The organism is Uniformispora flossi, assembly GCF_049534875.1.
In the GTDB taxonomy this organism is placed as follows: Bacteria; Actinomycetota; Actinomycetes; order Streptomycetales; family Streptomycetaceae; genus Yinghuangia; species Yinghuangia aomiensis.
On the sequence record NZ_JBMULZ010000004.1, the window covers coordinates 447,137 to 472,142 of the forward strand.

A 25,006-nucleotide genomic window follows, 5' to 3' on the forward strand; every position below is an offset into this window, starting at 1 on the left:
GGACGTCACGCCCGCATTCCCGGAACGATCATCGGATTCGCCGACCGGGTCTCGGGGGATGCTCCGCTCGGGGCGCCGCACCGCATGGCGTCCCGGGAAATGCCGGGGGCGGCTGGCATGCTGAACCCGTGGAACGCATCCAGGAGACCGCCACCATGACGCTGCAGGAACGCTGGGCCCGGCTCGTCGGGGACTCCGGCGCGACGGCCGCCGCCGTCGGCGAGGATCTGATCGGCCGGTACTCGCAGGCGCACCGGCGCTACCACGCGACGGGACACCTGCTCGCGGTACTCGACCTCGTCGACGAACTCGCCCAGGACGCCGACGACCCGGACGCGGTCCGGTTCGCCGCGTGGTTCCACGACGCGGTCTACGACCCGGCCCGCGCCGACAACGAGGAACGCAGCGCCCGCCTCGCGGAACGCGCGCTCACCGAGGCGGGCATCGACCCGCCGCTGGTCGCGGAGACCGCCCGGCTGGTACGGGTCACCGCCGAGCACGCCCCGTCCGAAGGCGACCGCAACGCGGCGGTGCTGTGCGACGCGGACCTCGCGATCCTGGCCACGCCGCGCGAGACCTACGACGCCTATGCGGCGGCGGTCCGGGACGAGTACGCGTTCGTCCCGGAGGAGGCCTTCCGCAACGCGCGCGCCGCGGTACTGCGTGATCTGCTGGCGCTGCCACGGCTGTTCCACACGCCGATGGGCTACGCCCGCTACGAGGAGCCGGCGCGGCGCAACCTGCGGACGGAACTGGAGCGGCTGGAAGGCGGGATCCCCCGGCAGCAGGGCTGAGCGCCAGGGCGTGTCTAGGGCGCGTCCGGCGCCGGGCCCGCGTTGCGCCGCTTCCGCCGCCGCAGCCCGGCGGCATTGAGCCGCGCCACGAGTTCCCTGCCGCCGACCGGTTGCGCGCCCAGCGCGATCGCCCGGTCGTACATTTCCGCCGGGACGTCGTAGTGGTCCCGGTCGAACCCGCGCTCGGGCGCGCCCAAAGCGCGTGCGAACGCGTGCAGTTCGTCGTAGGAGACGTCGCTGACCAGGTGCGACCACATGCGGCCGTGACCGGGCCACGTGGGGGGATCGATGAGTACCGTCACGGGTCGATCATCCCCCGCGGCGCGGCCGACAGGCCCGGGGGACGCGGCGGGACGACGTCCGCCACGCGATCGGCCCTGCCCGTGCCGCGTGCCCCCGCCGCGGCTCCGCCCCCGGCCGCGGACAATGGAGGGGTGGACGCAGACCCCATCGAAGACCCCGTCGAAACCGCCCTTCACGAAGCCCGCGCGGTGGTGCTGCGCGACCTGACCGCGTGCGGCGCCACCGACCCGGCCATCGTGTCCCTCGTCGAGGACGCCGTGGCGGGGCGCCGCTGGTGGTGCCGCGAGTGGCCGGACGGCGCGAAGTTCGCCCCCGGACTCGTCGCGCAGGACGTCCAGGAAGCCCTCGACGAAACGGGCATCCGCTGGCCCGCCTGCCCCCACCACGCCGACACGGAAGACGCCCACCAGCTCTACCTGGAACCCGAACTGGGCGAAGACCCGACGTGGATGTGCGAGAAGGCGGCGACTCCGATCGCCCCGCTGGGGTGGCTCTCGGCGGCCGAGTAGGAAACGCCGAAGGGCGGCACCCCCAAGGGGATGCCGCCCTCCGAAGAGACCTCGGCGTCGAATACCCGCCGTCCGGTCCGCGGGCCCGGTCACCGGGCCCTCGGATCAGAAGTCCATGCCGCCCATGTCGGGGGCGCCGCCGGCCGGGGCGCCGCCCTTCTCCGGCTTGTCCGCGATGACGGCCTCGGTGGTGAGGAACAGCGCGGCGATGGAGGCCGCGTTCTGCAGCGCGGAGCGCGTCACCTTGGCCGGGTCGATGATGCCGGTCGCGACCAGGTCGACGTACTCGCCGGTCGCGGCGTTCAGACCGTGGCCCGAGGGAAGGTTGCGCACCTTCTCCACGACAACGCCGCCCTCAAGGCCGGCGTTGACCGCGATCTGCTTCAGCGGGGCCTCGACGGCGAGCTTGACGATCGCGGCACCGGTGGCCTCGTCGCCGTCCAGCTCGAGCTTGCCGAACGCACCCTCGGACGCCTGGAGCAGGGCCACGCCACCACCGGCGACGATGCCCTCCTCGACGGCGGCCTTGGCGTTGCGCACCGCGTCCTCGATGCGGTGCTTGCGCTCCTTGAGCTCCACCTCGGTGGCCGCGCCGGCCTTGATGACGGCCACGCCGCCGGCCAGCTTGGCGAGGCGCTCCTGGAGCTTCTCGCGGTCGTAGTCCGAGTCGGACTGCTCGATCTCCGCGCGGATCTGGTTCACGCGGCCCGCGACCTGGTCCGAGTCGCCGGCGCCGTCGACGATCGTCGTCTCGTCCTTGGTGACGACGACCTTGCGGGCGCGGCCGAGCAGGTCGATGCCCGCGTTCTCCAGCTTGAGGCCGACCTCTTCGCTGACGACCTGGCCACCGGTGAGGATGGCGATGTCGCCCAGCATGGCCTTGCGGCGGTCGCCGAAGCCCGGGGCCTTGACGGCGACGGACTTGAAGGTGCCGCGGATCTTGTTGACGACGAGCGTGGCCAGGGCCTCGCCCTCGACGTCCTCGGCGATGATCGCGAGCGGCTTGCCGCTCTGCATGACCTTCTCCAGCAGCGGGAGGAGGTCCTTCACCGAGGCGATCTTGCTGTTGACGATCAGGATGTACGGGTCGTCGAGGACGGCCTCCATACGCTCCGGGTCGGTGGAGAAGTAGGGCGAGATGTAGCCCTTGTCGAAGCGCATGCCCTCGGTGAGCTCGAGCTCGAGCCCGAAGGTGTTGCTCTCCTCGACGGTGATGACGCCTTCCTTGCCGACCTTGTCCATCGCCTCGGCGATCATCTCGCCGATCTGCGGGTCGGCGGCGGAGATGGAGGCCGTGGAAGCGATCTGCTCCTTGGTCTCGACGTCCTTCGCCAGGTTGAGCAGCTGCTCGGAGACGGCCTCGACGGCCTTCTCGATGCCGCGCTTGAGGGCCATCGGGTTGGCGCCGGCGGCGACGTTGCGGAGACCCTCACGCACGAGCGCCTGGGCCAGGACGGTCGCGGTCGTCGTGCCGTCACCGGCGACGTCGTCCGTCTTCTTCGCGACCTCCTTGACCAGCTCGGCGCCGATCTTCTCGTACGGGTCTTCCAGCTCGATTTCCTTGGCGATGCTCACACCATCGTTGGTGATGGTGGGCGCGCCCCACTTCTTCTCGAGCACGACGTTGCGGCCCTTGGGGCCGAGCGTGACCTTGACGGCGTCGGCGAGCTGGTTCATCCCGCGCTCAAGGCCGCGACGCGCCTCTTCGTCGAACGCGATGATCTTGGCCATGTGGTGAGGTCCTCCCAGAACGGGGTGGATGCTGAAGGACCGGCCGACGCCCGCGACGGACGACCCGACTCCGCGGGGATCCTTCCCCCACGGCCTCCGGACCTCGTCTGCCCGGTCCTTTTGTCACTCTCACATCCAGAGTGCTAACGCCAATGATTAGCACTCGGGTAGGTCGAGTGCAAGCGGACCCGGCCGTATCAGGGCCCGCGCCGCGCTGCCGCCCCTGCCGTCCCGCCCGCTCCGGCGCCCCCCGGGCACGCCGAAGGCCCGGACCCCCCTGCACGGGGGACCGGGCCTTCGGCACGTCTGAAGAAGAAAAGCAGTATTCAGAAGAGCTGTGAACGGGCTCAGCCGGTCACGCGGACCATGTCCGCCTGCGGGCCCTTCTGCCCCTGCGAGATCTCGAACTCGACCCGCTGTCCTTCCTCAAGCGTCCGGTACCCGTCCATCTGGATCGCGCTGTAGTGGACGAAGACGTCCGCACCACCGTCGACCGCGATGAAGCCGTACCCCTTCTCCGCGTTGAACCACTTGACGGTGCCCTGAGCCATTCCTAACTCCCCTGTTACTGGCCCTTTCACGGAAACTGCGCGCCGCAGCTCCGGGTCGTTCGCTTACTTCTTGACCGACTGAGTGAAGTCAGCACAGGGCAAGCAGGTTCGCGAGTTGTTGCCACACACCAGGAACCAGTACGTGGAACCGTCCGACCGCGGCTGAATGTATCCGGATGCGTGCCCGACGCAACAGGTCAAACGGACGAGAAATCCGGGAGGAATAAAAGCCCCAGAGCGTGACGTAGGCCACGGAAAGCCGCATTTCACTCCGCAATAAATGCGACGAACGGGACATTTCGGGTGTGATCCCGGCCACGGGATTCTGTGGCGGTTGCCGCGACATCTCCGGAAAATGCGGTAGTACCGGAGTGCACCGGCACCAGCCTTCCACGGAATCGGCGGTTCCGAATGCGGCGCGCCGCAAGGCGCTCTGGCGGGCCTCGGGTTGGGATCATGAAAAAAGTCCGCCGCCCGGTGCACCGGGCGGCGGACTTCGTTTATTGCGGGATCAACAACCGCCCGCGACGGCCGGGATCACCGAGACGTTCGCACCGTCCGGCGTCGCGGTCTGCAGGCCGTCCGCGAAACGCACGTCGTCGTCGTTGACATAGACGTTCACGAACCGGCGCAGCTTGCCGGTGTCGTCGAGCACGCGCGCCGCGATGCCCGGGTAGCTCTTCTCCAGCGACTCGACGACCTCGGCCAGCGTCGCGCCCTCGGCGGTGACCTCGGCGGCGCCGTCGGTGTAGGTGCGCAGGATCGTCGGAATGCGGACGGAAACGCTCATCTGTGTCATCAACCTTTCGAGGCTCTTACGGAGGCGGCGTCAGGCCAGGCCGGCCGCGCGGAACGCGTCCAGCGAAGGGCGGATGGTCGCGGTCGCGCCCGTCGTGCCCTCGATGGCGTCCAGGGTCTTGAGTCCGTCGCCGGTGTTGAGGACGACGGTCGTGGCGTCCGGGTCCAGCTGCCCGGTCTCCACCAGCTTGCGCAGCACGCCGACGGTCACGCCGCCCGCGGTCTCGCCGAAGATGCCCTCGGTCCGGGCCAGCAGCTTGATCGCGTCGACGACCTGCGTGTCGTCGACGTCCTCCACCGCGCCGCCGGTCCGCTTGCACACGTCGAGCACGTAGGGCCCGTCCGCCGGGTTGCCGATGGCCAGGGACTTGGCGATGGTGTCCGGCTTGACCGGCCGGATCACGTCGTGCCCGGCCTTCCACGCGGCGGACACCGGCGAGCAGCCCTCGGCCTGCGCCCCGAAGATCTTGTAGGGGGCGTCCTCGACCAGGCCGAGCTTGATCAGCTCGCGGAAGCCCTTGTCGATCTTGGTGAGCTGCGAGCCGGACGCGATCGGGATCACGATCTGCTCGGGCAGCCGCCAGCCGAGCTGCTCGGCGATCTCGTAGGCCAGCGTCTTGGAGCCCTCGCCGTAGTACGGCCGCAGGTTGACGTTGACGAAGCCCCATCCCTCGCCGACCGGGTCGCCGATCAGCTCCGAGCAGAATCGGTTGACCTCGTCGTAGGTGCCCTCGATCGCGACCAGCTCGCCGCCGTAGGCGGCCGCCGTGACGACCTTGCCGGCCTCCAGGTCGGACGGGATGAACACGCAGGAGCGCAGGCCCGCCCGGGCGGCCGCGGCGCCGACGGCACCGGCCAGGTTCCCGGTCGACGAGCAGGAGAGCGTGGTGAAGCCGAAGTTGCGGGCCGCCTCGAGGGCGATGGCCACCACGCGGTCCTTGAACGAGTGCGTCGGGTTGCCCGAGTCGTCCTTGACGTACAGGTCCTTCAGGCCCAGCTCGCGGCCCAGGTTGCGGGCCGCGACCAGCTTGGTGAAGCCCGGGTTGAGGTTCGGGCGGGAGGCCACGTCCGCGGACACGGGCAGCAGCGGCGCGTACCGCCAGATGCTGTTCGGACCGGCTTCGATCTGCTCGCGGGTCACGCCGCCGGAGAAGTCGTAGGCGACCTCCAGCGGCCCGAAACAGAACGCACACGCGAAGATCGGGCCGAGGTCGTAGCGCTCACCGCATTCGCGGCACGACAAGGCGGCCGCGGGGCCGAAGGCACCGGAGGTCAGGGCGGCGGAATCGATCGTGGGTGTAGCCATGGCGAGGCCTCTCTCCTCATCTTCCCCACGGGGGTTCCCGCGGGACGGACTTGGCACCAGTCCGCCGGGAGGCCCGCGTGCAATGCACATGGGTACCGATCGGATGGTTGCCGGGGCTTCAACGGGCCGTTCCCTCTGCCCCTCTGGATGAGCTGTATGGCGGGCTAGTGGGCCGTATCACCGGCTCGTGCACCGCATTTGTCCGGGTCGACGTGCGATCGTCGTACCTCGTGACGAAGACTGTAACCGAAGCGGCCACCCGCCGATCATCGCCGTCCGCCACGCGAGACGATAGACACACGAATCGCACGATGCGCGCAAGAAGCGACAGGGGAACGTCACAGTGCTGCCCGAGGTGAGCCGCTGGCTGGACCGGAGGTCCTCGACCGCCGCCGATTGGCCGGTCCCGAAGCTGGTGGAAGCAAAGCGGGCAGGGCAGATCCGGGTCAGCGTGGTGCTGCCGGCCCTCGACGAGGAGCCGACCGTCGGGGCGATAGTCCGCACGATCCGCAGCGAGCTGATGGAGCGCCACCCGCTCGTCGACGAGCTGGTCGTGGTCGACTCCGGGTCCACCGACCGCACTGCCGACGTCGCCGCCGCGGCGGGCGCCCGCGTGGTGCACCGCGACGAGATCCTGCCCCGGCTGCCCGCGGTGCGCGGCAAGGGCGAGGTGCTGTGGCGATCGCTTCTCGCCACGACCGGCGACCTCGTCTGCTTCGTCGACGCCGACCTGCGCGGGTTCTCCGCGGACTTCGTGTCCGGCATCCTCGGCCCGCTGCTGACCGACCCGTCCGTGCAGCTCGTGAAGGCGATGTACGACCGGCCGCTGGAGATCGGCGACACCGTGGTGCCCGCGGGCGGCGGCCGGGTCACCGAGTTGGTCGCGCGTCCCCTGCTCAACATGTACTGGCCGGAACTCGCCGGGTTCGTGCAGCCGCTCGGCGGCGAGTACGCGGTGCGCCGCCACCTCCTGGAACGCCTGCCGTTCCCGTGCGGCTACGGCATCGAGACCGCGATGCTCGTCGACACCCTGAACCTGGTCGGCCTGGACGCGATGGCGCAGGTCGACGTGGGCGTGCGGCGGCACAGCCACCAGGACGAAGCCGGGCTCGGCCGGATGGCGGGCGAGATCTGGCAGGCGGTGCTGGAGCGGCTGCACCGCGACGGCCGGGTGCGCAAGGGCGCGGGCGGCCTCAACACGCTGTTCGCCCAGTTCGAACGCGACGAGAAGGGGTTCCGGGTGACCAGCCACGACGTGGCCGCGCACGAACGGCCCCCGATGATCACGATCCCGGAGTACCGCGCCCGCGACGCGCTCGCCGGCTGATCCCGCGGGCAGTCCCGGACGCCGTGCCGGGTCGCGCCCGGGTGCGCGGCACGGCTCCGGGGTTTGTCCGACCGGCCGGATGGCTAGGTTTGCAGGCATGAGCGCCCAAGCACGTGTCCTTGTCGCGTCCAACCGCGGTCCGGTGTCGTTCCACGCCGAGGACGACGGTTCGCTGAGCGTCCGGCGCGGCGGCGGCGGACTCGTGTCCGGGCTCTCCGCGGCAGGCCAGGGCACCGGCGCGGTGTGGGTGTGCGCGGCGCTGTCGGAGGCGGACCGCACCGCGGCGCGGGAAGCGCCGGCCGGGCGGATCGACCGGGCCGGGTACGACACCGGCGGACTGGCCGTCCACATGCTGGACATCGACCCGGGGACGTTCGCGCGGGCCTACAACGCCATAGCCAATTCGACGCTGTGGTTCATCCACCACATGCTGTACGACACGGCGACCACGCCGGTCTTCGACGGCCGGTTCCGCAAGGAGTGGGCGTCGTACGAGGCCTACAACGCGGCGTTCGCCGAGGCCCTCGCGGCGGAGGCGAGCGAAGGCGCGCAGGTCGTCGTGCAGGACTACCACCTGACGCTCACCCCGCGGATGCTCCGCTCGTTGCGGCCCGACCTGCGGATCGGGCACTTCTCGCACACCCCGTGGGCGCCGCCGGACTACTTCCGGCTGCTGCCGGACGACATCGCGCGTGCCGTACTGGAAGGCATCCTCGGCGCGGACCACGCGGGATTCCTGACCCGGCGGTGGGCGGGCGCGTTCCTGGACTGCTGCGAGGAACTGCTCGGCGCCGACGTCGACCGCGCGGCGATGACCGTCACGCACGCCGGCCGGGTGACCGAGATCGGCGTGCACGGGCTCGGCGCGGACGCCGAATTCCTGCGCGACCGCGCGTCGCGGCCGGACGTCGAGGCGCGGCTGGCCGCGCTGCGCGAGGCGGTCGGCGACCGCAAGGTCATCGTGCGGGTGGACCGGACCGAGCTGTCGAAGAACATCGTGCGGGGGCTGCTGGCCTACCGCGACCTGCTGCGGACCCGGCCGGAGTGGCTCGGGCGCGTGGTGCACGTCGCGTTCGCGTACCCGTCGCGGCACGACCTGCCGGAGTACCGCGAGTACACGGCGGCGGTGCAGCGGATCGCCAAGGAGATCGACGACGAGTTCGGGGACGGCACCTGGCAGCCGCTGATCCTGCACGTCAACGACGACTTCCCGCGGTCGCTGGCGGCGTACCGGCTCGCCGACGTGGCGCTGGTGAACCCGATCCGGGACGGCATGAACCTGGTCGCCAAGGAGATCCCGGTGGTGTCCGAGCGCGGCTGCGCGCTGGTGCTGTCCCGCGAGGCGGGCGCATTCGAGGAACTCGGCGCGGACGCCGTCGTGGTGAACCCGTTCGATGTGACGGCGACGACCGAGGCCCTGCACACCGCGCTGTCGATGGACGACGCGGAACGCGGCGAACGCACCAAGCGGCTCGCCGCGGCGGCGACCGCGCTGAGCCCACAGCAGTGGTTCCTCGACCAGCTGGACGCGCTGGGCTGAGCCCGGGCCGGACTTGGGCCGGGCTTGGGCCGGCCCCGGGCTGGCATGGACCCGGGCTTGGTTCCGCTTGGGCAGGCCGCCCGCTACACCGCGTCCGCGAGGGCGGCAAGCAGCGCCGCGACCCCGGGCGGTCCGTCGACGACCACGTCGGCGCGCTCGGCGAGTTCGCTCACCTCCGCGGAGCCGCTGCACACCGTCACGCCCGCGACGCCCTCGCCGCGCAGCCGTTCCACCGCGTCGAACGCGGCCAGGTCGCCCAGGTCGTCACCGGCGAACAGCACGCTGCGCGCGCCGCGTTCCGCGAGGAACGCGGTGAGGGCCTGGCCCTTGTCCATCCCGGCGGGACGCAACTCCAGCACGTACCGGCCGGGTTCGACGACCAGGCCGTGGTCGTGCGCGAGCGCGGCGAGCGGGGCGCGAAGTGCGTCGAGGGCGCCTTGCGGGTCGGCGGCGCGGCGCGTGTGGACGGCGAGCGCGCTGCCTTTGTCCTCGGTCCAGGTGGTCTCCCACAGGCCGAGTCCGGACAGCACGCCGGGCAGCAGGGCCCGCACGGCGTCGACGCCGGGCGGGACGTCGGGCGCGTGCACGCGCCCGCTGACCGCGTCCCAGCGCTCCAGGCCGTAGTGGCCGAGCACCACGAGGCGGTCGAGTCCGGGGACGCCGGCGAACCGGCCGTAGGCGACGGCGACCGCGGCGGGGCGGCCGGTCACGATCACCACGGCGTCCAGGTGCGGGGACAGCCGGGACAGGGCCAGGACCGCATCGGTGTCCGCGCGGGCGGCCTCCGGGTCGTCGACGATCGGCGCGAGGGTGCCGTCGAAATCGAGGGCCACGACCGCACCGGAGGGGTCGTCGAGGAGTGCGGTCAGCCCGGCTTTGCCGGCGGGCGTGGTCGGTTGGGGCAGCTCCATGGCCTCCAACCTAGCGACCTTTTGACGGCGTATGGGGCGCTTCGGTGCCCAACACCTTCCGAACGAGCGGCGGATTCTGCGTGTCGACCACGATCACCACGAGCTTGGTCTGCGAGATCCCGGGGAACGCGGGCTTGACCCGGCGGATCTCCGGGAACGCCGCGGCCAGCTTCTTCGCGGCGGCTTCCTGGCCCGTCGGGTAATAGGCGGTGGTCGCCGGGACGTTGCCGTGGAAGGCCCCGGTGCCGGTCACCCGCCACCCGCCCCCGCCCAGCTTCTGCACGAGCGCGCGGGCCGCCGTCGGAGTGCGTCCCTGGTCGAGCACCACCACGTCGCCGGACTTCGCCGCGGACTGCGGGGCAGCCGGTGCGGAGGCGGTGGCCGCGGCGGGTGCCTCCGCGGGTCCCGCGGCGGCGACGGCGCTCGCGGGCGGCCCCGGGCCGAGGCGGGCACTCGGATCGCCCGGGGCATGGCCGAACCCGGCGACAAGGCCGCCGACCAGCAAGGCCACCGCCAGCACCGCGACCGCCGACGACCCGACCGGGCCGACGCGTTCCAGCGGCCCCGGCGGCGGTTCCGCGTCGGGGGCCTCGAGGTGGTCGGGCCGGTGCCACACCCCGGCGTCCTGCCCGAAGCCGGGGAACCCGTGGAATCCCGTACCCGGGTCGGTGAGGTCCGCGGGGCGACGGCGGTTCCGGCGGGCGGGACGGGGGCGCATGGGCGGTCTCCGGCTGTCTGAGTGGGCGTCAGCTCCCGGGCCGGGACACCGCCGACCGGGCCCGCTGCCGCGCTTCGCGCAACCGGCGCAGCCGCTGGACCAGGACCGGGTCGTGCCGCAGGGCTTCGGGACGGTCGAGCAGGGCGTTGAGCGCCTGGTAGTAGCGGGTCGGCGAGCAGCCGAACCGGTCGCGCACCGCGCGTTCCTTGGCGCCCGCGTGCTTCCACCACTGGCGTTCGAATTCGAGGATGTCCAGCTCGCGGTCCGACAGCTCACCGCCGGCCGGGGCCGTTTCCGTGGGCGCCGGGGACGGCGCCGGGACGGCGGGGCGGCCCGGGCCGGACGGCGGCGGGGCGGCCGCGGCGTCGTCGAGCCCGGGTATGCGGGCGGTCGCGGCCGGCTGTCCGGCGTTGTTCCGATCGGTCATGCTGCCCCTCCGAGCCTCGCGCGCCTCGCCGCCGAGGCCTGTCTTTCCGGGCGCCATTCTGCCGGGCCGCACCGACGCAGCCGGGGACCGCCACCGCACCGGGTCGGAGAAATCATTCGATTCACCCGCCTGCGCAGAGGTTCGGGGCAAATGCCGCACGCCCTGACAGCGTGTCAACGTACGGCGCAAAGTCCAGACACCGCGCGGCCCGTTCGCGGCCCCGCGCGTCGCGCGCGCCGACTATCGTCGCCAGACATGTCGACTTTTGCCGTTCACATCCCCGACGCGGAACTCGAAGCCGATCCGCTCGACCCGTCCCTCATCGTGTCCGGGACCCCCGAGGTCACCGGCAAGGTGCTGTGGGAGTCCGAGGACGGCAAGATCCTCCGCGGAATCTGGCAGATCACCCCGGGCGTCGTCACCGACACCGAGGCGAACGAGATGTTCGTCGTGGTCAGCGGCCGCGCGACCATCGAGGTCGAGGGCGGCGAGACGATCGAGGTCGGCCCCGGCGACGCGTGCGTGCTCGAAGAGGGCGCGAAGACCCGCTGGACCATCCACGAGACGCTGCGCAAGGCCTACGTCATCCAGCTCTGACCGAGTCCGGACGCTGTCGGCCGGTCCCACCCGTGCATGGCACGGTGGCATCAGCCGACAGCGTCCGCTCCGGCACCGCTACGCGCTGAGCCCGATGCGGTCCCAGTGGATCAACCCGTCGTTGAAGAGCTGAAGGCCGACGACCTTGGACGTCGACAAGGCCGCGGCGACCGCCTCCTGGTACACCCAGAACGGCATGTCCCGGTTCACCTGGAGCTGGACGCGGGTGTACGCGTCGCGGCGGGCCGCGGTGTCGGTGGTGCGGCGGGCCTCGTCCAGCGCCGCGTTGACCGCCGGGCTGTTGTAGCCGGACAGGTTGGCGAAGCTCGCGGCGTTGAGGACGTCGTAGACACCCGGTTCCGGGTCGTCGATCCACTGCTGTCCGACCGCGGCGTTCCAGGCGCCGGAGCCCTTCCGCACCGTCCCGATGTACGTGGGGACGTCGACCTCCCGGATGCTCATCGAGACACCGCGGTAGGCAGCGAGCTTGGCCTGCATGTACTTCGCGACCGCCACCGTGGTCGGCGCCGCCGGCGTCACATAGGTGAATTCCAAGGGCTTGGCACCGTTGCCGGTCACCTCGTCGAACAACCGCGCGGCCTGTGCGGCGTCGTTCTCCGGCGCGGCGATCTGGTTGTTGGCCAGCGGCGACGACGAACTGAAGATGCCCTTGGCCGGAGTCCCCGCGCCTTTGTAGAACTTGTCGTTGATCTCCGAGCCGCTCAACGCCAGCGCGACGGCCCGGCGGGCCCGTGGGTCGGCAAACGGACCGGTCGCGGTGTTGAACAGCACCATCGCACCGCCGTTGAGCCGCAGTTCCTGGACATCAAGGCCGTGGTCGCGGGCAAGCGCCAGGTTCTTGGGATCGACGGTGACGGTCAGGTCCGCGTCGGTGCCCAGCCCCTTGACCGCGTGCTCGATGTCGAGTTCCGGCTTGATGATCAGTTCGTCGAGATACGGCAGCCCTTTGTCCTTCTCCCAGTAGTCCGGGTTGCGGACGTAGACCTGGCGGCCTTTCGGCCCCTTGGTCCATTCCTTGAGCAGGAACGGCCCCGCGCCGACCGGCCTGTCGCGTGCCGTCCCGGCGCTGTCCAGGGTCTTGGGCGCGGCGATGAAGGACAGGTTGCGGGCCACGATGCGGTCGAAGTTCGCATTGGCCTGCCCCAACGTGATGTGCAGGACGAGGGGGTCGGCGGGATCGACGTCGAGGGCCTTGATGTTGAGTACGGCCATCGTCTGGAACGACTTGTTCGCGGGGAGCTTGTGCCATTGCCAGTTGGCCGCCACCGCCGCCGCGTCGTACGGCGTGCCGTCGCTGAACTTCACGCCCGGCCGGATCCGCAGCACCCAGGCCGCGCCTTCGCGTTCGGGTACGAGACTTTCGGCGATCTTCGGCTGGACCGTGCCGGTGCCCGGATCGGTCCACAGCAGATTGTCGTAGACGGCGGCCAGCCGCTGGCCGTCGGCGACGTTCGCGAACATCGTCTGCGTGGGGTCGAAACTGGCCGCGTCGCCCGGCAGGCTCAGGGTGAGCGAGCCACCCCTGCGAGGCGTGTCCGCCGGCGTCGGGGATCCTCCGCCGGACGCGCAGCCGCTGACGAGAATGCCGACGGCCGCGGCCACCGCGACGAGCCGCCCGCGGCGCGGTCGTGCGCCCCGGCCGTGTCTTGAGAATGGGGGCAGTACGCGCGAAATGCGAGTCAATGCAGGGCCAACCTTCACCTGATGGGCCACGCCCGCGTCAACGGGCGGCTGTGGTACGCGGATCCGGGGCCGATGCGGTTTCCGTCGGGGGGTGGTCGGCCGCTTCCGGTCGGAGTGGTGTGTGGTGCGGCGTGCTGTCCGTGCTTGTCCGCGGGCCTTGGGACGGAAGGCCGTCGACAACGGTGGTGCCGGTGCGATTCCGCGGACGCGAAGCACCGGGTGGTCGCGGCGACACGACCATCCGGCGGGACTCCGTTGCGGTGAGGTCTTTCTACCGCCCGGTGCGGGCGTGTTCCCCTCGCGCGCGGCCTACCCTGCGGGCTCTGGACAACCGGAGGTCATCGTCGCTTCGGTGCCGGAATCCTGCGGACCTTCGCGGACTCGATCAGGTAGGGGAACCCGTCCCCGTCGGGACGGACTTGGAGGATCCAATCGGGCCCGCCGGCGGGTTTCGCCACCATGACCACCCGGCCCGCCGGGCGGTACACGAAGCCGTCGCGGGTCGCGACCCAGTCGCCGACGGCGAACGGCGCGCCGGTCTGCTGGGGCTGCGTCGGCTCGCAGCGGAGCCTGCGGAGCACGGCGGTTCGGGCGCGAACCTGGCTGGGCTGAAGCACCACGATGTCGCCGTCCCGATCCCAGGCGAACGCCGCGGCCTTCACGTGCGCTCCCGGATCCAGTCGGCGAGCCGCGCGGCGACGTTGAGCGACACGGGACCGACGTCGACGCCCACCGACCCGTCGGCGAGCAACCGGGGCTCGATTTCCGGGAGTTCGAATCCGGCCATCCGAAACGCCGCGTGAAGGTCACGCGCCGTCCCGGTCGCCGGACCTGCGGGATACCGGCGCCTGCTCGTCTCGCCCATGCCCTACCTGCCGTCCAATCCGTCAACCGCACTGTCACCGTGTGTATCTCGACGGTGGCGCAGCGCGGCTAGTCTCGTAAGGCATGCCTTCCTGAAACGTGGAGGTTTCAGGGGAAATGATCTTGGCCGAGGGGGAATTCGTGCCAAACGTGAAACCGGTCGACTCGTTGGCCGCGTTGTTCGGGCGCCGCGTGCGGCTGCTGCGCGAGGCGCGCGGCTGGACACAGGAGAAGTTGGGCGAGGAAGTCCGCGTCCACAGCACGCGGATCACGCAGATCGAACGAGCGCGGGGGCACCGGCCGACCCGGGAACTGGCCCAAGCCCTGGACGACACCCTGGGCGCCGACGGATGGCTCGTGGATCTGTGGGAGCACCTGATCAAGCAGGCGTTCCCGGACTGGTCACAGGAGTTCATGGATCGAGCCGGGTACGCGTCATTCATCCGCGAGTACGCGGCTCACACTGTGCCGGGTCTGCTTCAAACCGAGGAGTACGCAAGCGCGTTGCTCCGCGTGTGGCCCTCCTGGACGAGCGAGGAGCAACTTGCGGAACAGCTCATGCTGCGGATGGCCCGTCAGGAACGGCTCCGGAAGGCGGATGCGCCAAAGCTGGGGATCGTCTTGGACGAAGCGGTGATCCGTCGCCCTGTCGGTGGGCTTGATGTCATGCGGCGACAGCTTGCCCGGCTTCGAGAAGCGGCCGACGATCCCCGAATCACCATTCAGGTGTTGTGTTTCGACCAGGGCGAACACGCGGCTATGGGCGGATCGTTGACGCTGCTGACCCTGCCCGGGGACGACCCCCCGGCTGCGTACACGGAAGGCGCCGACTACGGCCGACTCGTCGAAGACGCCGCGGACGTCGCTCACTACCAGACCACTTACGATCAGCTTCGGGCACTTGCCCTACCCCCGATCATGTCGCTCGACTTGATCGCATCAGCAATGGAGGACTTCAGCCGTGGACGTGTCCCGCCCCCGCCTCGGATCCCTCGCATGGCGCAAGAGCAGCTACAGCAACCAAGCCGGCGGCAACTGCGTGGAGGTAGCCGACGGCTCCCCCGGTGTCGTCCCCGTCCGTGACAGCAAGGACCCGGCGCGGGGGTCGCTTGCCGTCTCGGCGTCCTCCTGGGCGTCGCTCACGGACTCCCTGAAGTCCGCGACGAACTGACGCACGAAGAGCCCGGACAGCCCCGGTCGGAGTGTTCCGGCCGGGGCTTCCGGTTTTCCGACCTGTCCGGGGCTGCCTGGACTCGCCGACACGGACTCAGGCGGGCTGCGCGGCACGCGTCGCCGGCGCGGCCGCGACCGCGCGGGTCTCGCGCATGATCAGCAGGCCGTTGACCACCATCAGCGTCGCGGTCAGGCAGTGCACGCCGAGCGCGGTGGCCACGGAGCCGTGGTGGGTGAGCACGTTGGCCATGTCTCCATAGGCGGCGAAGGCCTCCACCACCATCACCCAGCCCAGCGCCCGGCGCTGCCCCGTCACCAGCAGGGCGCCCAGGCCCAGGGCCATGACGACGTCGCGGATCCCCTTGACGACCAGGAAGCCGCCGCCGTCGCCGGACGGCCAGTCCGGCACGCCGTAGCCCGGCGCCACCGACTGCGGATTCACGATGTACTCCGTCCCGAACCACAGGATGAAGAGGACGAAAGTGGCGGCGAGGACCGTGTTGATCTTCTTCAGCGACATTGTTCTTCTCCCTGCGGGGCGTCGTACGGTCGTCGAACAGGTCTTCTGCGGGGCTTCGTCGGCTCGGCGGATGACTGAACCGGCGCTTGCCGGAGCGGCTTCCGGGTCAGACGAGGGCGGCGACCAGCAAGGTGAACGCGGCGATGATGACGGCGACGCGGCCGTAGTGGTAGCGCTCCCAGCGGTTCAGCTGCCCCTGCCAGTCAGCGGGCCGGTTCTCGGGGGTCCAGGTCTTGTTCCGGTTGTTGATCGGCACGAGCAGCAGCACCGACATGACCACGCTGAGGACCAAGAGACCGGCGGCGGTGACCACGAGCCCGGTGCCGTGATCGCCCCATGCGGCGACGGCCCAGATCGCGCTGAGGACGACCGAGCCTATGTACCAGAACGGCATGAGGGCGCCGAGCATCCGGCCGCCGTGGGCGTGGCCGAGCTGGCCGGCGTCGCCGGGAAGCGCGTCCAGGATGCGCTTCGTGATGAAGGCGACACAGAACTCCACCCCCACCATCAGGCCGACGACGACGACGGTGACGACTTGGAGCGTGGCGAGCATGGGGACCCCTCTGGAATCTAGCGCTGCTAGGTGATGGGGCAACGCTAGCATTGCTGGCGCTCGATTGTCTATCACTGCTAGATTCGAAGCATGTCAGTACAGGAACGCAAGGAGCGCGAGCGGGCCGAGCGCGAGCGCCTCATCGTGGCCACCGCCCGCGAACTCGCCGAGCAGCAGGGCTGGGACGCCGTCACGACCCGCCGGCTCGCCGAGCGCATCGAGTACAGCCAGCCGGTCCTCTACAGCCACTTCCGCGGCAAGCGCGAGATCATCGGCGCCGTCGCCTTGGAGGGGGCCACCGAACTGGCCGCGGCCCTGCGTGCCGCGACCTCGGCCGCGGACGGCCCGCGCGCCCGGGTCGCCGCGCTGGCCCGCGCCTACCTCGACTTCGCCGCACGCAACCCGGCGGTCTACGACGCCATCTTCCAGCTCGACGGCGGCCTGGCCTACGCGCGGGAGGACACCCCGGCACCGTTGAAAGACGCGTTCGCCGCGCTCATGGAGAGCCTCGCCGAGGTCGCCGGGGACGGCGTCGACCCGGGGCTGTTCACCGAGACGTTCTGGGCGTCCCTGCACGGCCTCGCCACCCTGACCCGCACCAACCGCCTGCTGCCGGATTACGCGGAGCCCCGGGTGGAGCTGCTGGTGGACCGGCTCGCCGTGCTCTGACGCCCGGGCACAAGCCCCGGCCGGGCGAGGCGCTTCGGGGGCGCGCCTCGTCCGGCCCGTTTTCGCCGCCCGGACGGTGGGCGGCAGTCCGTTACTTGATCGACCCCGCCGTCAGCCCCGACACCACGTGGCGTTCGATGTAGGCGAAGAGCACCACAACCGGGATGATCGCCACCAGCGAACCGGCGAACATGTACTGCCACTGCACCTCGTACGCGCCGAGGAAGCTGTTGATGCCGACGGTCAGCGGCTGCTTCTCCGGGGTGGTGATCAAGGTCAGCGCGACCACGAACTCGTTCCACGCGGTGATGAACGCGAAGATCACCGCGGTCACGATGCCGGGCATGGCCAGCGGCAGCGTGACCCGGCGCAGCGCGCCGAAGCGCGACGCGCCGTCGATCATCGCGGCCTCTTCCAGTTCGACGGGGATCGACGCGAAGTACGCGGTGAGGATCCACACGGCGAACGCCAGGTTGAACGCGCCGTTCACGATGACCAGCGCCCACACCGAGTCGAGCAGGTCCGCGTTGTAGAACTCCCGGTACAGGCCGACCACCAGCGACGTCGGCTGGAACATCTGGGTCACCAGCACGAGCATCAGGAAGGCGCCGCGTCCGCGGTAGCGGTGCCGGGCCGTGTAGTACGCGGCGGGCAGCGCCACCGCAATGACCACCACGGTGGACAGTGCGGCGACGAGCAGCGACACCTGGAGGTTGTGGCCGAGCTGGGAGTCGCGCCACACGTTCACGAAGTTCGACCACTCGAACTTCGAGGGCAGGTAGCCGGGTTCGGTGAGTTCCTCACTGGGGCGCAGCGCGCCGAGGAACATTTCCACGTACGGGAAGAGGAACAGCAGCGCGATCGCCCACGCGGCTATGGCGACCAGCCACTTGCGGTACCCGGGGGAACGGCGGCGCGGCCGGACGGGGGCGGCCGGCGGTTCGACGCGCACGTCCTCGGCGACGACGGTGTCCGCCATGTCAGTCCGCCTCCTTGGTCGTCCAGCGGTTGACCCCGAGGTAGACCAGCACCAGGACGATGAGGATCCCGAAGTTCACCACCGACAGCGCGGCGCTTTCGCCGATGTCGGCCGCTTTGAGCTTGTACATGAACGTCGTCGTGGTGTCGGTCTCGTAGCCGGGACCGCCGCCGGTCATCGCCCAGATGATGGGGAACGAGTTGAAGACGTTGATGAGGTTGATGACGACGGCGACGAGGATCGCCGGGCGCAGCAGCGGCAGCGTCACGGACAGGTAGGTGCGCCACTTGGAGGCGCCGTCCACGCGCGCGGCTTCGTACACCTCGGCGGGGACGGTCTGGAGTCCGGCGAGCAGCGTGTACGTGGTGAACGGCAGGGACACGAACACCGCGACGCCCATCATCCACGGGAACGCGGTGGCCGGTTTCCCGAGCCAGTCCTTGCCCTGGTCGATGATGTGCAGGTCGACCAGCAGGGTGTTCATCACGCCGTAGCTGTGGTGCAGCATCCAGCGGAACACCAGCGCGGTCATGAAGACCGACGCGGCCCACGGCACGATGAGCGCCCAGCGGGCGACCCGGCGGCCGGGGAAGTGCTGGTTGAACAGTTGGGCGAGGGCCAGCGACAGGATGACGGTGACGCCGACCACGACGACCACCCACATGACGGTGTTCCACAGCACGTGGGTGAAGTCGGGTTCGTCGAACAGCTTTTTGTAGTTGTCGGTGCCGTTGGAGCCTTTGACGACGCCGCTGCGGCGGATGCGCAGGAACGAACTGCGCACCATCTCGTACACGGGCCACAGCACGACGAGCACGATGAGCAGGACCGCGGGGGCGATCCACGGGACGGGGCCGAGCGCCCGGCGCAGCCGGACGGGCAGGGGGCGGCGGGATCGGGCGGCCGCCCGGTCCGCCGCGGAGGCGTCCTGCGGCGGGGACGGTGGCGCGGTCTCGCGCACGGTGGTCTCCTCCCTCGGTCGGAGGGTGGTCGGCCGGGGCCGCCGCCGTCCCGCCGCGGTCCGGGCGGCGGGGGGTGGGCGGCGGCCCCGGTCAGGGTCCGGCAGGCCGGTATTCGGACGTCGCGGCGGCTACTTCTGCTGCTGGACGGCGGCTTCGGCTTCCTTCTGGAGCTGGTCCAGGACGTCCTTCGGCGACTTGCCGGAGACGGCGAGGCCGAGCTGCTCCTTGATCTTCGGCGAGAGGACGTCCCACGCGGTGTCGTTCAGCGGGTAGAACTTCGCCTTGGGCAGCAGGTCGATGTACGGCTTGAGCGGGGCGTTGGCCGGGTCGGCGACCATCTTGGCCATGACCGACTTGGTGACCGGCGCGAACGAGTTCTCCTGCTGGAACTTCAGGGAGTTCTCGGTGTTGAAGGCGACGTCGAGGAAGGCCTTGATCTGGTCCTTCTTGCCGTTCTTCTTGAACGCCATGACCCAGTCGCAGACGCCGAGGGTCTCGGTGAGCGGGTCGGTCTTGCCCGGGATGGCCGCGGTGCCGTAGTTGAGGTTCGGGTACTTGGACTTGATCTGGGTCAGCATCGTCGGGTTGCTGTTCACCATGCCGACGTTGCCGCCGTAGAAGTCCGTGTAGACCTCTTTGCGGTCCTTGGTGCCCGGGTTGGGCTCGGTGAGGCCGGTCTTGACGAGGTTGTCGTTGATCCACGTCATGGTGTCGACGTTGGCCTGGCTGTTGACCGTGTACTTGTCACCGGTCTTGTAGCCGCCGCCGTTGCCGAGCATCCAGTTCATGAACTCGCCCTGGGCCTCCTCCTTGCCGAGCGGCAGGCCGAAGGGGGTGGCGACGCCGGCCGCCTTGAGCTTCTCGGCGTCGGCCTTGAGTTCGTCCCAGGTCTTCGGCGGCTCGGCGATGCCGGCCTTGGCGAAGAGGTCCTTGTTGTAGATCAGCTGGCGGGTGCTGGAGGTGAACGGAATTCCGTACTGCTTTCCGTTGACCGTGGCCGCCGGCAGGAACGAGTCGATGAAGTCGGCGCGGGTGGTGTCCGACATGACTTCGTCGACCGGGTAGAGCAGGTCGTCCGCGACCTTGTCCGCATATCCGCCGGTCTGCAGGATGTCCGGCAACTGGTTGTTCTGGACCATGGTCTGGACTTGCTTGTCGATGTCGTCCCAGTTGATCACCTGGAGGTCGACCTTGATCCCCGGGTATTTCGCGTTGAAATTCCCGATCACACCGTTCCAGTACTTCTGCGTGCTGCCGTCGCCGCTGCCGTAGTCGGCCACGACGAGCTTGATCGTGCCGTCCTTGGGGGCGCTGCCGCCGCCCCCGCCCGGCGCGGACGCGTTGGTGTCGTCCGTCTTGTCGTCGCCGCTGCTGCCGCACGCCGTGAGCATCATCGTCGCGGACAGGCCGATTGCCGCCGCCGCCATGAGCTTCCGCTTCACCCTGAATCCACCTTTTCACCGGAGATCACGACTGGTGCCGTGGCCGGCTCCGGCAAAAAGCGGAGCCGTGTGCTTGCACGTGCGCATAAGTGCTTGCAAAGGGACCACTGTGCAAACGTTCAAGCAGTGACGAGCATCTTGGGACTCCACCGGTATCGAGTCAACACCCCGGCCCGCGAAAGGTCTACACCAATTCCCGGATTGGAATGATCAATTGGGCGAAGATGCGCGGCAATGCGCGCCGAACCCGTACATGGACCGGCAAAAGGGGCGGCTCCGCCCGGAATTGGATCAGTAACGATTGGGCGACGGCGGATCGGCCGCGACCCGGATGCGGATCAACTCCGCGCCCGCGGCGGGTCGGAGGTGGTGCGGTGGTGGTGCGGCGGCGGTGTGGTGGCGGTGCGGTGGCGGGTCAGACGCGCAGCACGCGGACGCCGGCGTCCTGGAACCGGGCGATCAGCGCGTCCGACGCGGCGGCGTCGGTCACCAGGGTGTCGATGGCGTCGACCGCGCAAATGCGCGCGAACGCGCGGCGGCCGAGCTTGGACGAGTCGGCGGCCACGATCACCCGGTCGGCGCCCGCGGCCATCAGCTGGTTGATGCTCGCCTCGCCCTCGTGGTGGGCGCTCGCGCCGTGCTCCACGTCCACCGCGTCGACGCCGAGCATCGCGACGTCCAGAGCGACTTCGCGCAGGATGCCGGTGGCCAGCGGGCCGATCAGCTCGTAGGACTGCGGGCGCGCGACACCCCCGGTGACCACGATCTTCACGTGCCGGCGGACGGCGAGTTCGCCCGCGATGTTCAGCGCGTTCGTCACCACGGTCAGCGTCGTCGCTTCGCCCTCGGCGTGCAGGTCGGCGCGGGTCACCAGGGCCCGCGCGACCTCGGTCATCGTGGTGCCGCCGTTGAGGCCGACGGTCTGCCCGGGCTGCACGAGGCCGGCCGCGGCCACCGCGATCCGCTGCTTCTCGGAGGCCCGGCGCGCGGTCTTGTAGCGCAGCGGAAGGTCGTACGAGACGGAGTGCGCGACCGCGCCGCCACGCGTGCGGGTGAGCATCTGCTGCTGGGCGAGCTGGTCGAGGTCGCGGCGGATCGTCGCCGCGGACACGTCGAGGACGCCGGCGGCCTCGTCGACGTCCAGGCGGCCTTCCTTCGCCAGCAGCTCCAGGAGCGCGCCCCAACGCTCATAGCGACTCACGCCGCACCTCCCACTTGTCGACGACATCCTGCCGCGTCGGGCGGCCCGGCTGTGCGGCGGGCGCCGCGGTCCGGCGCGCTCCGCACGCGCCAGCCTATGGCGTTCTTGCAGATTTGTGCTTTCAACTGCTATTCAATGAGCACATTCGAGCAGAACACCCCTGCCGACCTCGGCTCGGACCGCTCGTTTCACGCCACAAGGTCGAGACCGCTCCGCAGCCCCGGGAGGACACGCGCATGACGGCGAACGACGGAACGGGCGGCCCTTCCCTCGGCGCGGGCCACACCCTCGCCGAGATCGCCACCCAGCCCGGGCTGTGGGCGCGGGCCGCGCAGCTCGCCGCGGAACCGCCGGCGGACCTCGCCGCCGCACTCCCGCGGCCGGGCGAACGCGTCGCGATAGCCGGCTGCGGCACCTCGTGGTTCGTCGCGCAGGCCTACGCCGAGCTGCGCGAACGCGCCGGGCACGGCTGGACGGACGCGTTCGCCGCGTCCGAGTTCCCCTACGGCCGCGCCTACGACCGGATCGTCGTGCTCACCCGCTCCGGCACCACCACCGAATGCCTCGACCTGCTCGCCCGCCTGCGCGCCACCTCCCCCGACGTGCCCGCCACCGCGATCACCGGATCCCCCGGCACCCCCGTCGTCGGTGCCGCCCGGCACCTGGTGATGCTCGACTGGGCCGACGAAGAGTCCGTCGTGCAGACCCGGTTCGCCACCACCGCGCTCGCGCTGCTGCGCGCCCACCTCGGCGAGGACCTGGCCGCGGCGGTCCGCGACGCGGCGGACGCGCTGGCCGAAGACCTCCCCGCCGACCTGGTCGCCGCCGAGCAGTTCACCTTCCTCGGCACCGGCTGGACGGTCGGCCTCGCCGCCGAAGCCGCCCTCAAGATGCGCGAAGCCGCGACCGCGTGGACCGAGCACTACCCGGCCATGGAGTACCGCCACGGCCCGATCAGCATCGCCGCGCCGGGCCGCGTGACCTGGGTGCTGGGCGCCGTCCCGGACGGCCTCGCCGCCGACGTCGCGGCCACCGGCGGCCGCCTCGTCACCGCACCGGACCGCGACCCGATGGCCGACCTGGTGCGCATCCAGCGCCTCGCCGCGGCCGTCGCCTACGCCCGCGGCCTCGACCCGGACCGACCGCGCAACCTCACCCGCTCGGTGATCCTCGGCCAGGAGCAGCAGTGACGCACGCACACCCGGACCCCCTCCCCACGCCCGGCTTCCCGGCCGACTGCGTGGTCGCCCTCGACGTCGGCGGCACCGTCGTCAAGGGCGGACTCGTCGGCGCCGACGGCACGTTCGTGCACACCGAACGCCGCCCCACCGGCCGCGAAGGCGGCCCCGCCGCGGTGACCGAGCGCATCATCGGCTTCGCCGACGACCTGCGCCGCACCGCGCTCGAACGCGGCCTCGACCCGGTCGCCGCGGGCGTCGTGGTGCCGGGCATCGTCGACGCCGCCACCGGCACTGCCGTGTATTCCACGAACCTCGGTTTCCGCGACCTGCCGCTGCGCGACCTGGTCGCGGAACGCCTGGGCCTGCCGGTCGCGTTCGACCACGACGTCCGCGCGGGCGGGCTCGCGGAAAGCCGGCTCGGCGCCGCGAAGGGCTGCGACAACTTCCTGTTCCTGCCGCTCGGCACCGGCGTCGCGGGCGCGTTCGTGCTCGACGGCAAGCCGTACGCGGGCGCCCAGGGCCGCGCCGGCGAAATCGGCCACATCGTCGTGCGGCCCGGCGGCACGCCGTGCGGCTGCGGCGCGCGCGGCTGCCTGGAAACCGTCATCTCCGGCCCCGCGGTGGCCCGCATGTACGCCGAGGCCGTGCCCGGCTCGCATGCCACCGCGGCCGAAGTCGCCGCCCGGGTCGGCGCGGGCGACCCGGTGGCCGCCCGGGTCTGGGACGAGGCGGTCTCCGCGCTCGCCGACGGCCTGCTGATCGCGCTCGCGCTGCTCGACACGCGGCTGGTGGTCGTCGGCGGCGGTCTCTCCCGCGCCCGCGACACGCTTTTCGAGCCGCTGCGCGCGGCCCTCGCGGAACGCGCGACCGTCCAGCACGTGCCGCGCATCGAGGCCGCCGCGCTCGGCGACGACGCCGGCTGCCACGGCGCGGCGCTGCTGGCCTGGGACTTGGCCGAGGGCCTCCGGTGAGGCGCCGCACCCGGCTCCGCGGAGCCCGCGTCGTGCTGCCGTCCGGCGTGCTGGAGAACGGCGAAATCGTCGTCGCGGACGGCCTGATCGAAAGCGCCGGGCCGACTGCCGAACCCGTCGAACCCGTCGGACCCGTCGAACCTGTCGGACCCGTCGGACCTGTCGAACCGGCCGCCGGGGACGCCGTGCACGACCTCTCCGGGCACTGGCTGGTGCCCGGCTTCGTCGACATGCACGTGCACGGCGGCGGCGGGGCGTCGTACATGTCCGGCGACCCTGGGCAGGCACTGCGCGTCGCGGCGTTCCACCGCGCGCACGGCACCACCACGACGATGGCTTCGTTGGTCACCGCCTCGCACGAGGAACTCCTGCGTTCCGTGGACGCGTTGGCGGGCCTCGTCGAGGACGGCGTGCTGACCGGAATCCACCTGGAGGGCCCCTACCTGAGCCGCGCACGGTGCGGCGCGCACGATCCGGACCTGCTGCGCGAACCCGACCGCGGCGAAGTCGACGCGCTCCTCAGGGCCGGCCGCGGCACCGTGCGGATGGTCACGCTCGCTCCCGAACTCGCGGGCGGCGTCGACCTCGTGCGGCAGCTCGTGGACGGCGGCGTGCTGGCCGCGGTCGGGCACACCGACGGCACGCACCGCGAGACGCAGGCGGCGATCGGCGCCGGGGCCTCGGTGGCGACGCACCTGTTCAACGCGATGCGCAGCGTCCACCACCGCGAGCCGGGCCCGGTCACCGCGCTGCTCCAGGACAGCGACGTTGTCGTCGAGCTCATCAACGACGGCGTGCACCTGCATCCGGGCACGGTGAACCTCGCGTTCGCCGCGGCGGGCGCCGAGCGGGTCGCGTTCATCACCGACGCGATGGGCGCCGCGGGCATGCCGGACGGCGTGTATCCGCTCGGGCCGATGACCGCGCGGGTCGAGGGCGGGATAGCGCGGCTCGCGGACGGGGACTCGATCGCGGGCAGCACGCTCACGCTGGACCGGGCGCTGCGTACCGCGGTGCGCGACAACCATCTGCCGATCACCGACGCCGTCCGGGCACTGAGCACGACGCCCGCGCGGGCGCTCGGCCTCGGCGACCGGGTCGGCGCGATCGCCCCCGGCCTGCGGGCCGACCTGGTGGTGCTGGACGCCGATCTGCGGGTCGCCGGGGTGCTGTGGGGCGGGCGCTGGGTCGGGGAGGCGCCGCCGCGCCGGATCCGGCCGGACGGGCGGTGAGGGCGTGACCGCGCCGTCGCCGGGGAGCCCGTCCGGGGAGTCC

At 70.9% G+C, this 25,006-nt stretch carries 28 protein-coding genes and 1 riboswitch; of the genes, 11 read left to right on the forward strand and 17 right to left on the reverse strand.

Annotated features, from left to right (window positions below):
• The first annotated feature begins 155 nt into the window (after positions 1-155).
• Positions 156-794 (forward strand): HD domain-containing protein, encoded by a 639-nt coding sequence (locus tag ACPA54_RS11865; RefSeq protein WP_423529007.1) that lies wholly within the window; start codon positions 156-158, stop codon positions 792-794.
• A gap of 14 nt (positions 795-808) precedes the next feature.
• Here the strand turns inward: ACPA54_RS11865 and ACPA54_RS11870 are convergent, their stop codons facing one another.
• The gene (locus ACPA54_RS11870) at positions 809-1,096 is read right to left on the reverse strand and encodes a DUF4031 domain-containing protein (RefSeq protein ID WP_423528752.1); all 288 of its coding nucleotides are present in this window, start codon (positions 1,094-1,096) and stop codon (positions 809-811) included.
• Between the two features lie 132 nt (positions 1,097-1,228).
• On the opposite strand from ACPA54_RS11870, the gene ACPA54_RS11875 reads away from it, so the two are divergent.
• Complete coding sequence (locus ACPA54_RS11875) at positions 1,229-1,606, forward strand: hypothetical protein (protein WP_423528754.1); 378 nt, start codon at positions 1,229-1,231, stop codon at positions 1,604-1,606.
• A gap of 105 nt (positions 1,607-1,711) precedes the next feature.
• On the opposite strand, the gene groL is transcribed toward ACPA54_RS11875, so the two are convergent.
• The 4 genes from groL to thrC form a co-directional block, all read right to left on the reverse strand.
• A complete protein-coding gene (gene groL / locus ACPA54_RS11880) occupies positions 1,712-3,337 on the reverse strand; it encodes a chaperonin GroEL (protein WP_345677079.1) in 1,626 nt (541 codons plus the stop codon).
• A 347-nt stretch (positions 3,338-3,684) separates the two neighbouring features.
• Positions 3,685-3,888, reverse strand: coding sequence for a cold-shock protein (locus ACPA54_RS11885; RefSeq protein WP_018386095.1), 204 nt, complete (start codon positions 3,886-3,888; stop codon positions 3,685-3,687).
• A gap of 511 nt (positions 3,889-4,399) precedes the next feature.
• Positions 4,400-4,678 (reverse strand): ubiquitin-like small modifier protein 1, encoded by a 279-nt coding sequence (locus ACPA54_RS11890; RefSeq protein WP_345677080.1) that lies wholly within the window; start codon positions 4,676-4,678, stop codon positions 4,400-4,402.
• Positions 4,679-4,717: 39 nt separating this feature from the next.
• The gene (gene thrC, locus ACPA54_RS11895) at positions 4,718-5,992 is read right to left on the reverse strand and encodes a threonine synthase (protein WP_423528756.1); all 1,275 of its coding nucleotides are present in this window, start codon (positions 5,990-5,992) and stop codon (positions 4,718-4,720) included.
• 13 nt (positions 5,993-6,005) lie between these two features.
• Positions 6,006-6,146: riboswitch (SAM riboswitch) on the reverse strand.
• A gap of 189 nt (positions 6,147-6,335) precedes the next feature.
• On the opposite strand from thrC, the gene ACPA54_RS11900 reads away from it, so the two are divergent.
• Positions 6,336-7,319 (forward strand): glucosyl-3-phosphoglycerate synthase, encoded by a 984-nt coding sequence (locus tag ACPA54_RS11900; protein ID WP_423528758.1) that lies wholly within the window; start codon positions 6,336-6,338, stop codon positions 7,317-7,319.
• A 97-nt stretch (positions 7,320-7,416) separates the two neighbouring features.
• Positions 7,417-8,859 carry an alpha,alpha-trehalose-phosphate synthase (UDP-forming) gene (locus ACPA54_RS11905; RefSeq protein WP_423528760.1) on the forward strand — a complete coding sequence of 481 codons (1,443 nt, stop codon included), beginning with the start codon at positions 7,417-7,419 and terminating at the stop codon, positions 8,857-8,859.
• A gap of 83 nt (positions 8,860-8,942) precedes the next feature.
• On the opposite strand, the gene otsB is transcribed toward ACPA54_RS11905, so the two are convergent.
• Genes otsB through ACPA54_RS11920 form a run of 3 tightly spaced genes read right to left on the reverse strand, consistent with a single transcriptional unit; the run spans position 8,943 to position 10,915 of the window.
• Positions 8,943-9,770, reverse strand: a complete 828-nt coding sequence (otsB, locus tag ACPA54_RS11910) for a trehalose-phosphatase (RefSeq protein ID WP_423528761.1) — start codon at positions 9,768-9,770, stop codon at positions 8,943-8,945.
• 10 nt (positions 9,771-9,780) lie between these two features.
• Positions 9,781-10,488: a LytR C-terminal domain-containing protein gene (locus tag ACPA54_RS11915; protein ID WP_423528763.1), complete on the reverse strand. Its 708-nt coding sequence runs from the start codon at positions 10,486-10,488 to the stop codon at positions 9,781-9,783.
• 28 nt (positions 10,489-10,516) lie between these two features.
• Positions 10,517-10,915, reverse strand: a complete 399-nt coding sequence (locus ACPA54_RS11920) for a DUF3263 domain-containing protein (protein WP_423528765.1) — start codon at positions 10,913-10,915, stop codon at positions 10,517-10,519.
• Positions 10,916-11,170: 255 nt separating this feature from the next.
• Here ACPA54_RS11920 and ACPA54_RS11925 point away from each other — a divergent pair, with 255 nt between their 5' ends.
• The gene (locus tag ACPA54_RS11925) at positions 11,171-11,512 is read left to right on the forward strand and encodes a cupin domain-containing protein (protein ID WP_345677088.1); all 342 of its coding nucleotides are present in this window, start codon (positions 11,171-11,173) and stop codon (positions 11,510-11,512) included.
• Between the two features lie 78 nt (positions 11,513-11,590).
• Here the strand turns inward: ACPA54_RS11925 and ACPA54_RS11930 are convergent, their stop codons facing one another.
• The 3 genes from ACPA54_RS11930 to ACPA54_RS11940 form a co-directional block, all read right to left on the reverse strand.
• Entirely contained in the window at positions 11,591-13,135 is a 1,545-nt protein-coding gene (locus ACPA54_RS11930; protein WP_423528768.1) for an ABC transporter substrate-binding protein, read from the reverse strand.
• 419 nt (positions 13,136-13,554) lie between these two features.
• Positions 13,555-13,878 carry a hypothetical protein gene (locus ACPA54_RS11935; RefSeq protein WP_423528770.1) on the reverse strand — a complete coding sequence of 108 codons (324 nt, stop codon included), beginning with the start codon at positions 13,876-13,878 and terminating at the stop codon, positions 13,555-13,557.
• Entirely contained in the window at positions 13,875-14,003 is a 129-nt protein-coding gene (locus ACPA54_RS11940; RefSeq protein ID WP_423528771.1) for a hypothetical protein, read from the reverse strand. The genes ACPA54_RS11935 and ACPA54_RS11940 overlap by 4 nt, the downstream gene beginning before the upstream one ends.
• 245 nt (positions 14,004-14,248) lie before the next feature.
• Between ACPA54_RS11940 and ACPA54_RS11945 the strand changes: the two genes are divergently transcribed.
• Together ACPA54_RS11945 and ACPA54_RS11950 are read left to right on the forward strand one after the other, a co-directional pair.
• Entirely contained in the window at positions 14,249-15,163 is a 915-nt protein-coding gene (locus tag ACPA54_RS11945; RefSeq protein ID WP_423529009.1) for a helix-turn-helix domain-containing protein, read from the forward strand.
• Positions 15,120-15,251: a DUF397 domain-containing protein gene (locus ACPA54_RS11950; protein ID WP_423528772.1), complete on the forward strand. Its 132-nt coding sequence runs from the start codon at positions 15,120-15,122 to the stop codon at positions 15,249-15,251. Before ACPA54_RS11945 ends, ACPA54_RS11950 begins: the two co-directional genes overlap by 44 nt.
• A gap of 96 nt (positions 15,252-15,347) precedes the next feature.
• On the opposite strand, the gene ACPA54_RS11955 is transcribed toward ACPA54_RS11950, so the two are convergent.
• A complete protein-coding gene (locus tag ACPA54_RS11955; RefSeq protein WP_423528774.1) occupies positions 15,348-15,773 on the reverse strand; it encodes a DUF4267 domain-containing protein in 426 nt (141 codons plus the stop codon).
• 106 nt (positions 15,774-15,879) lie between these two features.
• Positions 15,880-16,326: an anthrone oxygenase family protein gene (locus ACPA54_RS11960; RefSeq protein ID WP_423528776.1), complete on the reverse strand. Its 447-nt coding sequence runs from the start codon at positions 16,324-16,326 to the stop codon at positions 15,880-15,882.
• Positions 16,327-16,416: 90 nt separating this feature from the next.
• Between ACPA54_RS11960 and ACPA54_RS11965 the strand changes: the two genes are divergently transcribed.
• Complete coding sequence (locus ACPA54_RS11965; protein ID WP_423528778.1) at positions 16,417-16,995, forward strand: TetR/AcrR family transcriptional regulator; 579 nt, start codon at positions 16,417-16,419, stop codon at positions 16,993-16,995.
• Between the two features lie 91 nt (positions 16,996-17,086).
• Here ACPA54_RS11965 and ACPA54_RS11970 read toward each other — a convergent pair whose 3' ends face one another.
• The 4 genes from ACPA54_RS11970 to ACPA54_RS11985 form a co-directional block, all read right to left on the reverse strand.
• On the reverse strand, positions 17,087-17,974 hold the full coding sequence (locus ACPA54_RS11970; protein ID WP_423528780.1) for a carbohydrate ABC transporter permease: 888 nt from the start codon (positions 17,972-17,974) through the stop codon (positions 17,087-17,089).
• Between the two features lies 1 nt (position 17,975).
• Positions 17,976-18,935, reverse strand: a complete 960-nt coding sequence (locus tag ACPA54_RS11975) for a carbohydrate ABC transporter permease (protein WP_423528782.1) — start codon at positions 18,933-18,935, stop codon at positions 17,976-17,978.
• A gap of 129 nt (positions 18,936-19,064) precedes the next feature.
• Positions 19,065-20,378: an extracellular solute-binding protein gene (locus tag ACPA54_RS11980; RefSeq protein ID WP_423528784.1), complete on the reverse strand. Its 1,314-nt coding sequence runs from the start codon at positions 20,376-20,378 to the stop codon at positions 19,065-19,067.
• Positions 20,379-20,793: 415 nt separating this feature from the next.
• The gene (locus ACPA54_RS11985) at positions 20,794-21,579 is read right to left on the reverse strand and encodes a DeoR/GlpR family DNA-binding transcription regulator (RefSeq protein ID WP_423528786.1); all 786 of its coding nucleotides are present in this window, start codon (positions 21,577-21,579) and stop codon (positions 20,794-20,796) included.
• Between the two features lie 236 nt (positions 21,580-21,815).
• Between ACPA54_RS11985 and ACPA54_RS11990 the strand changes: the two genes are divergently transcribed.
• From ACPA54_RS11990 to nagA, 3 genes are read left to right on the forward strand one after another with little or no spacing between them, the layout of a single operon-like run.
• Positions 21,816-22,769 carry an SIS domain-containing protein gene (locus ACPA54_RS11990; RefSeq protein WP_423528788.1) on the forward strand — a complete coding sequence of 318 codons (954 nt, stop codon included), beginning with the start codon at positions 21,816-21,818 and terminating at the stop codon, positions 22,767-22,769.
• A complete protein-coding gene (locus tag ACPA54_RS11995; RefSeq protein ID WP_423528790.1) occupies positions 22,766-23,731 on the forward strand; it encodes an ROK family protein in 966 nt (321 codons plus the stop codon). Before ACPA54_RS11990 ends, ACPA54_RS11995 begins: the two co-directional genes overlap by 4 nt.
• The gene (gene nagA / locus ACPA54_RS12000) at positions 23,728-24,963 is read left to right on the forward strand and encodes an N-acetylglucosamine-6-phosphate deacetylase (protein ID WP_423528792.1); all 1,236 of its coding nucleotides are present in this window, start codon (positions 23,728-23,730) and stop codon (positions 24,961-24,963) included. Before ACPA54_RS11995 ends, nagA begins: the two co-directional genes overlap by 4 nt.
• Positions 24,964-25,006: the final 43 nt, after the last annotated feature.

Excerpts from the sequence above, each read along its gene's own strand:
- ACPA54_RS11865 (WP_423529007.1), top strand. The coding sequence starts at position 156 with ATGACGCTGCAGGAACGCTGGGCCCGGCTCGTCGGGGACTCCGGCGCG.
- groL (WP_345677079.1), bottom strand. The coding sequence starts at position 3,337 with ATGGCCAAGATCATCGCGTTCGACGAAGAGGCGCGTCGCGGCCTTGAG.
- ACPA54_RS11885 (WP_018386095.1), bottom strand. The coding sequence starts at position 3,888 with ATGGCTCAGGGCACCGTCAAGTGGTTCAACGCGGAGAAGGGGTACGGC.
- ACPA54_RS11890 (WP_345677080.1), bottom strand. The coding sequence starts at position 4,678 with ATGAGCGTTTCCGTCCGCATTCCGACGATCCTGCGCACCTACACCGAC.
- thrC (WP_423528756.1), bottom strand. The coding sequence starts at position 5,992 with ATGGCTACACCCACGATCGATTCCGCCGCCCTGACCTCCGGTGCCTTC.
- ACPA54_RS11905 (WP_423528760.1), top strand. The coding sequence starts at position 7,417 with ATGAGCGCCCAAGCACGTGTCCTTGTCGCGTCCAACCGCGGTCCGGTG.
- otsB (WP_423528761.1), bottom strand. The coding sequence starts at position 9,770 with ATGGAGCTGCCCCAACCGACCACGCCCGCCGGCAAAGCCGGGCTGACC.
- ACPA54_RS11915 (WP_423528763.1), bottom strand. The coding sequence starts at position 10,488 with ATGCGCCCCCGTCCCGCCCGCCGGAACCGCCGTCGCCCCGCGGACCTC.
- ACPA54_RS11920 (WP_423528765.1), bottom strand. The coding sequence starts at position 10,915 with ATGACCGATCGGAACAACGCCGGACAGCCGGCCGCGACCGCCCGCATA.
- ACPA54_RS11925 (WP_345677088.1), top strand. The coding sequence starts at position 11,171 with ATGTCGACTTTTGCCGTTCACATCCCCGACGCGGAACTCGAAGCCGAT.
- ACPA54_RS11940 (WP_423528771.1), bottom strand. The coding sequence starts at position 14,003 with ATGGCCGGATTCGAACTCCCGGAAATCGAGCCCCGGTTGCTCGCCGAC.
- ACPA54_RS11955 (WP_423528774.1), bottom strand. The coding sequence starts at position 15,773 with ATGTCGCTGAAGAAGATCAACACGGTCCTCGCCGCCACTTTCGTCCTC.
- ACPA54_RS11960 (WP_423528776.1), bottom strand. The coding sequence starts at position 16,326 with ATGCTCGCCACGCTCCAAGTCGTCACCGTCGTCGTCGTCGGCCTGATG.
- ACPA54_RS11965 (WP_423528778.1), top strand. The coding sequence starts at position 16,417 with ATGTCAGTACAGGAACGCAAGGAGCGCGAGCGGGCCGAGCGCGAGCGC.
- ACPA54_RS11970 (WP_423528780.1), bottom strand. The coding sequence starts at position 17,974 with ATGGCGGACACCGTCGTCGCCGAGGACGTGCGCGTCGAACCGCCGGCC.
- ACPA54_RS11990 (WP_423528788.1), top strand. The coding sequence starts at position 21,816 with ATGACGGCGAACGACGGAACGGGCGGCCCTTCCCTCGGCGCGGGCCAC.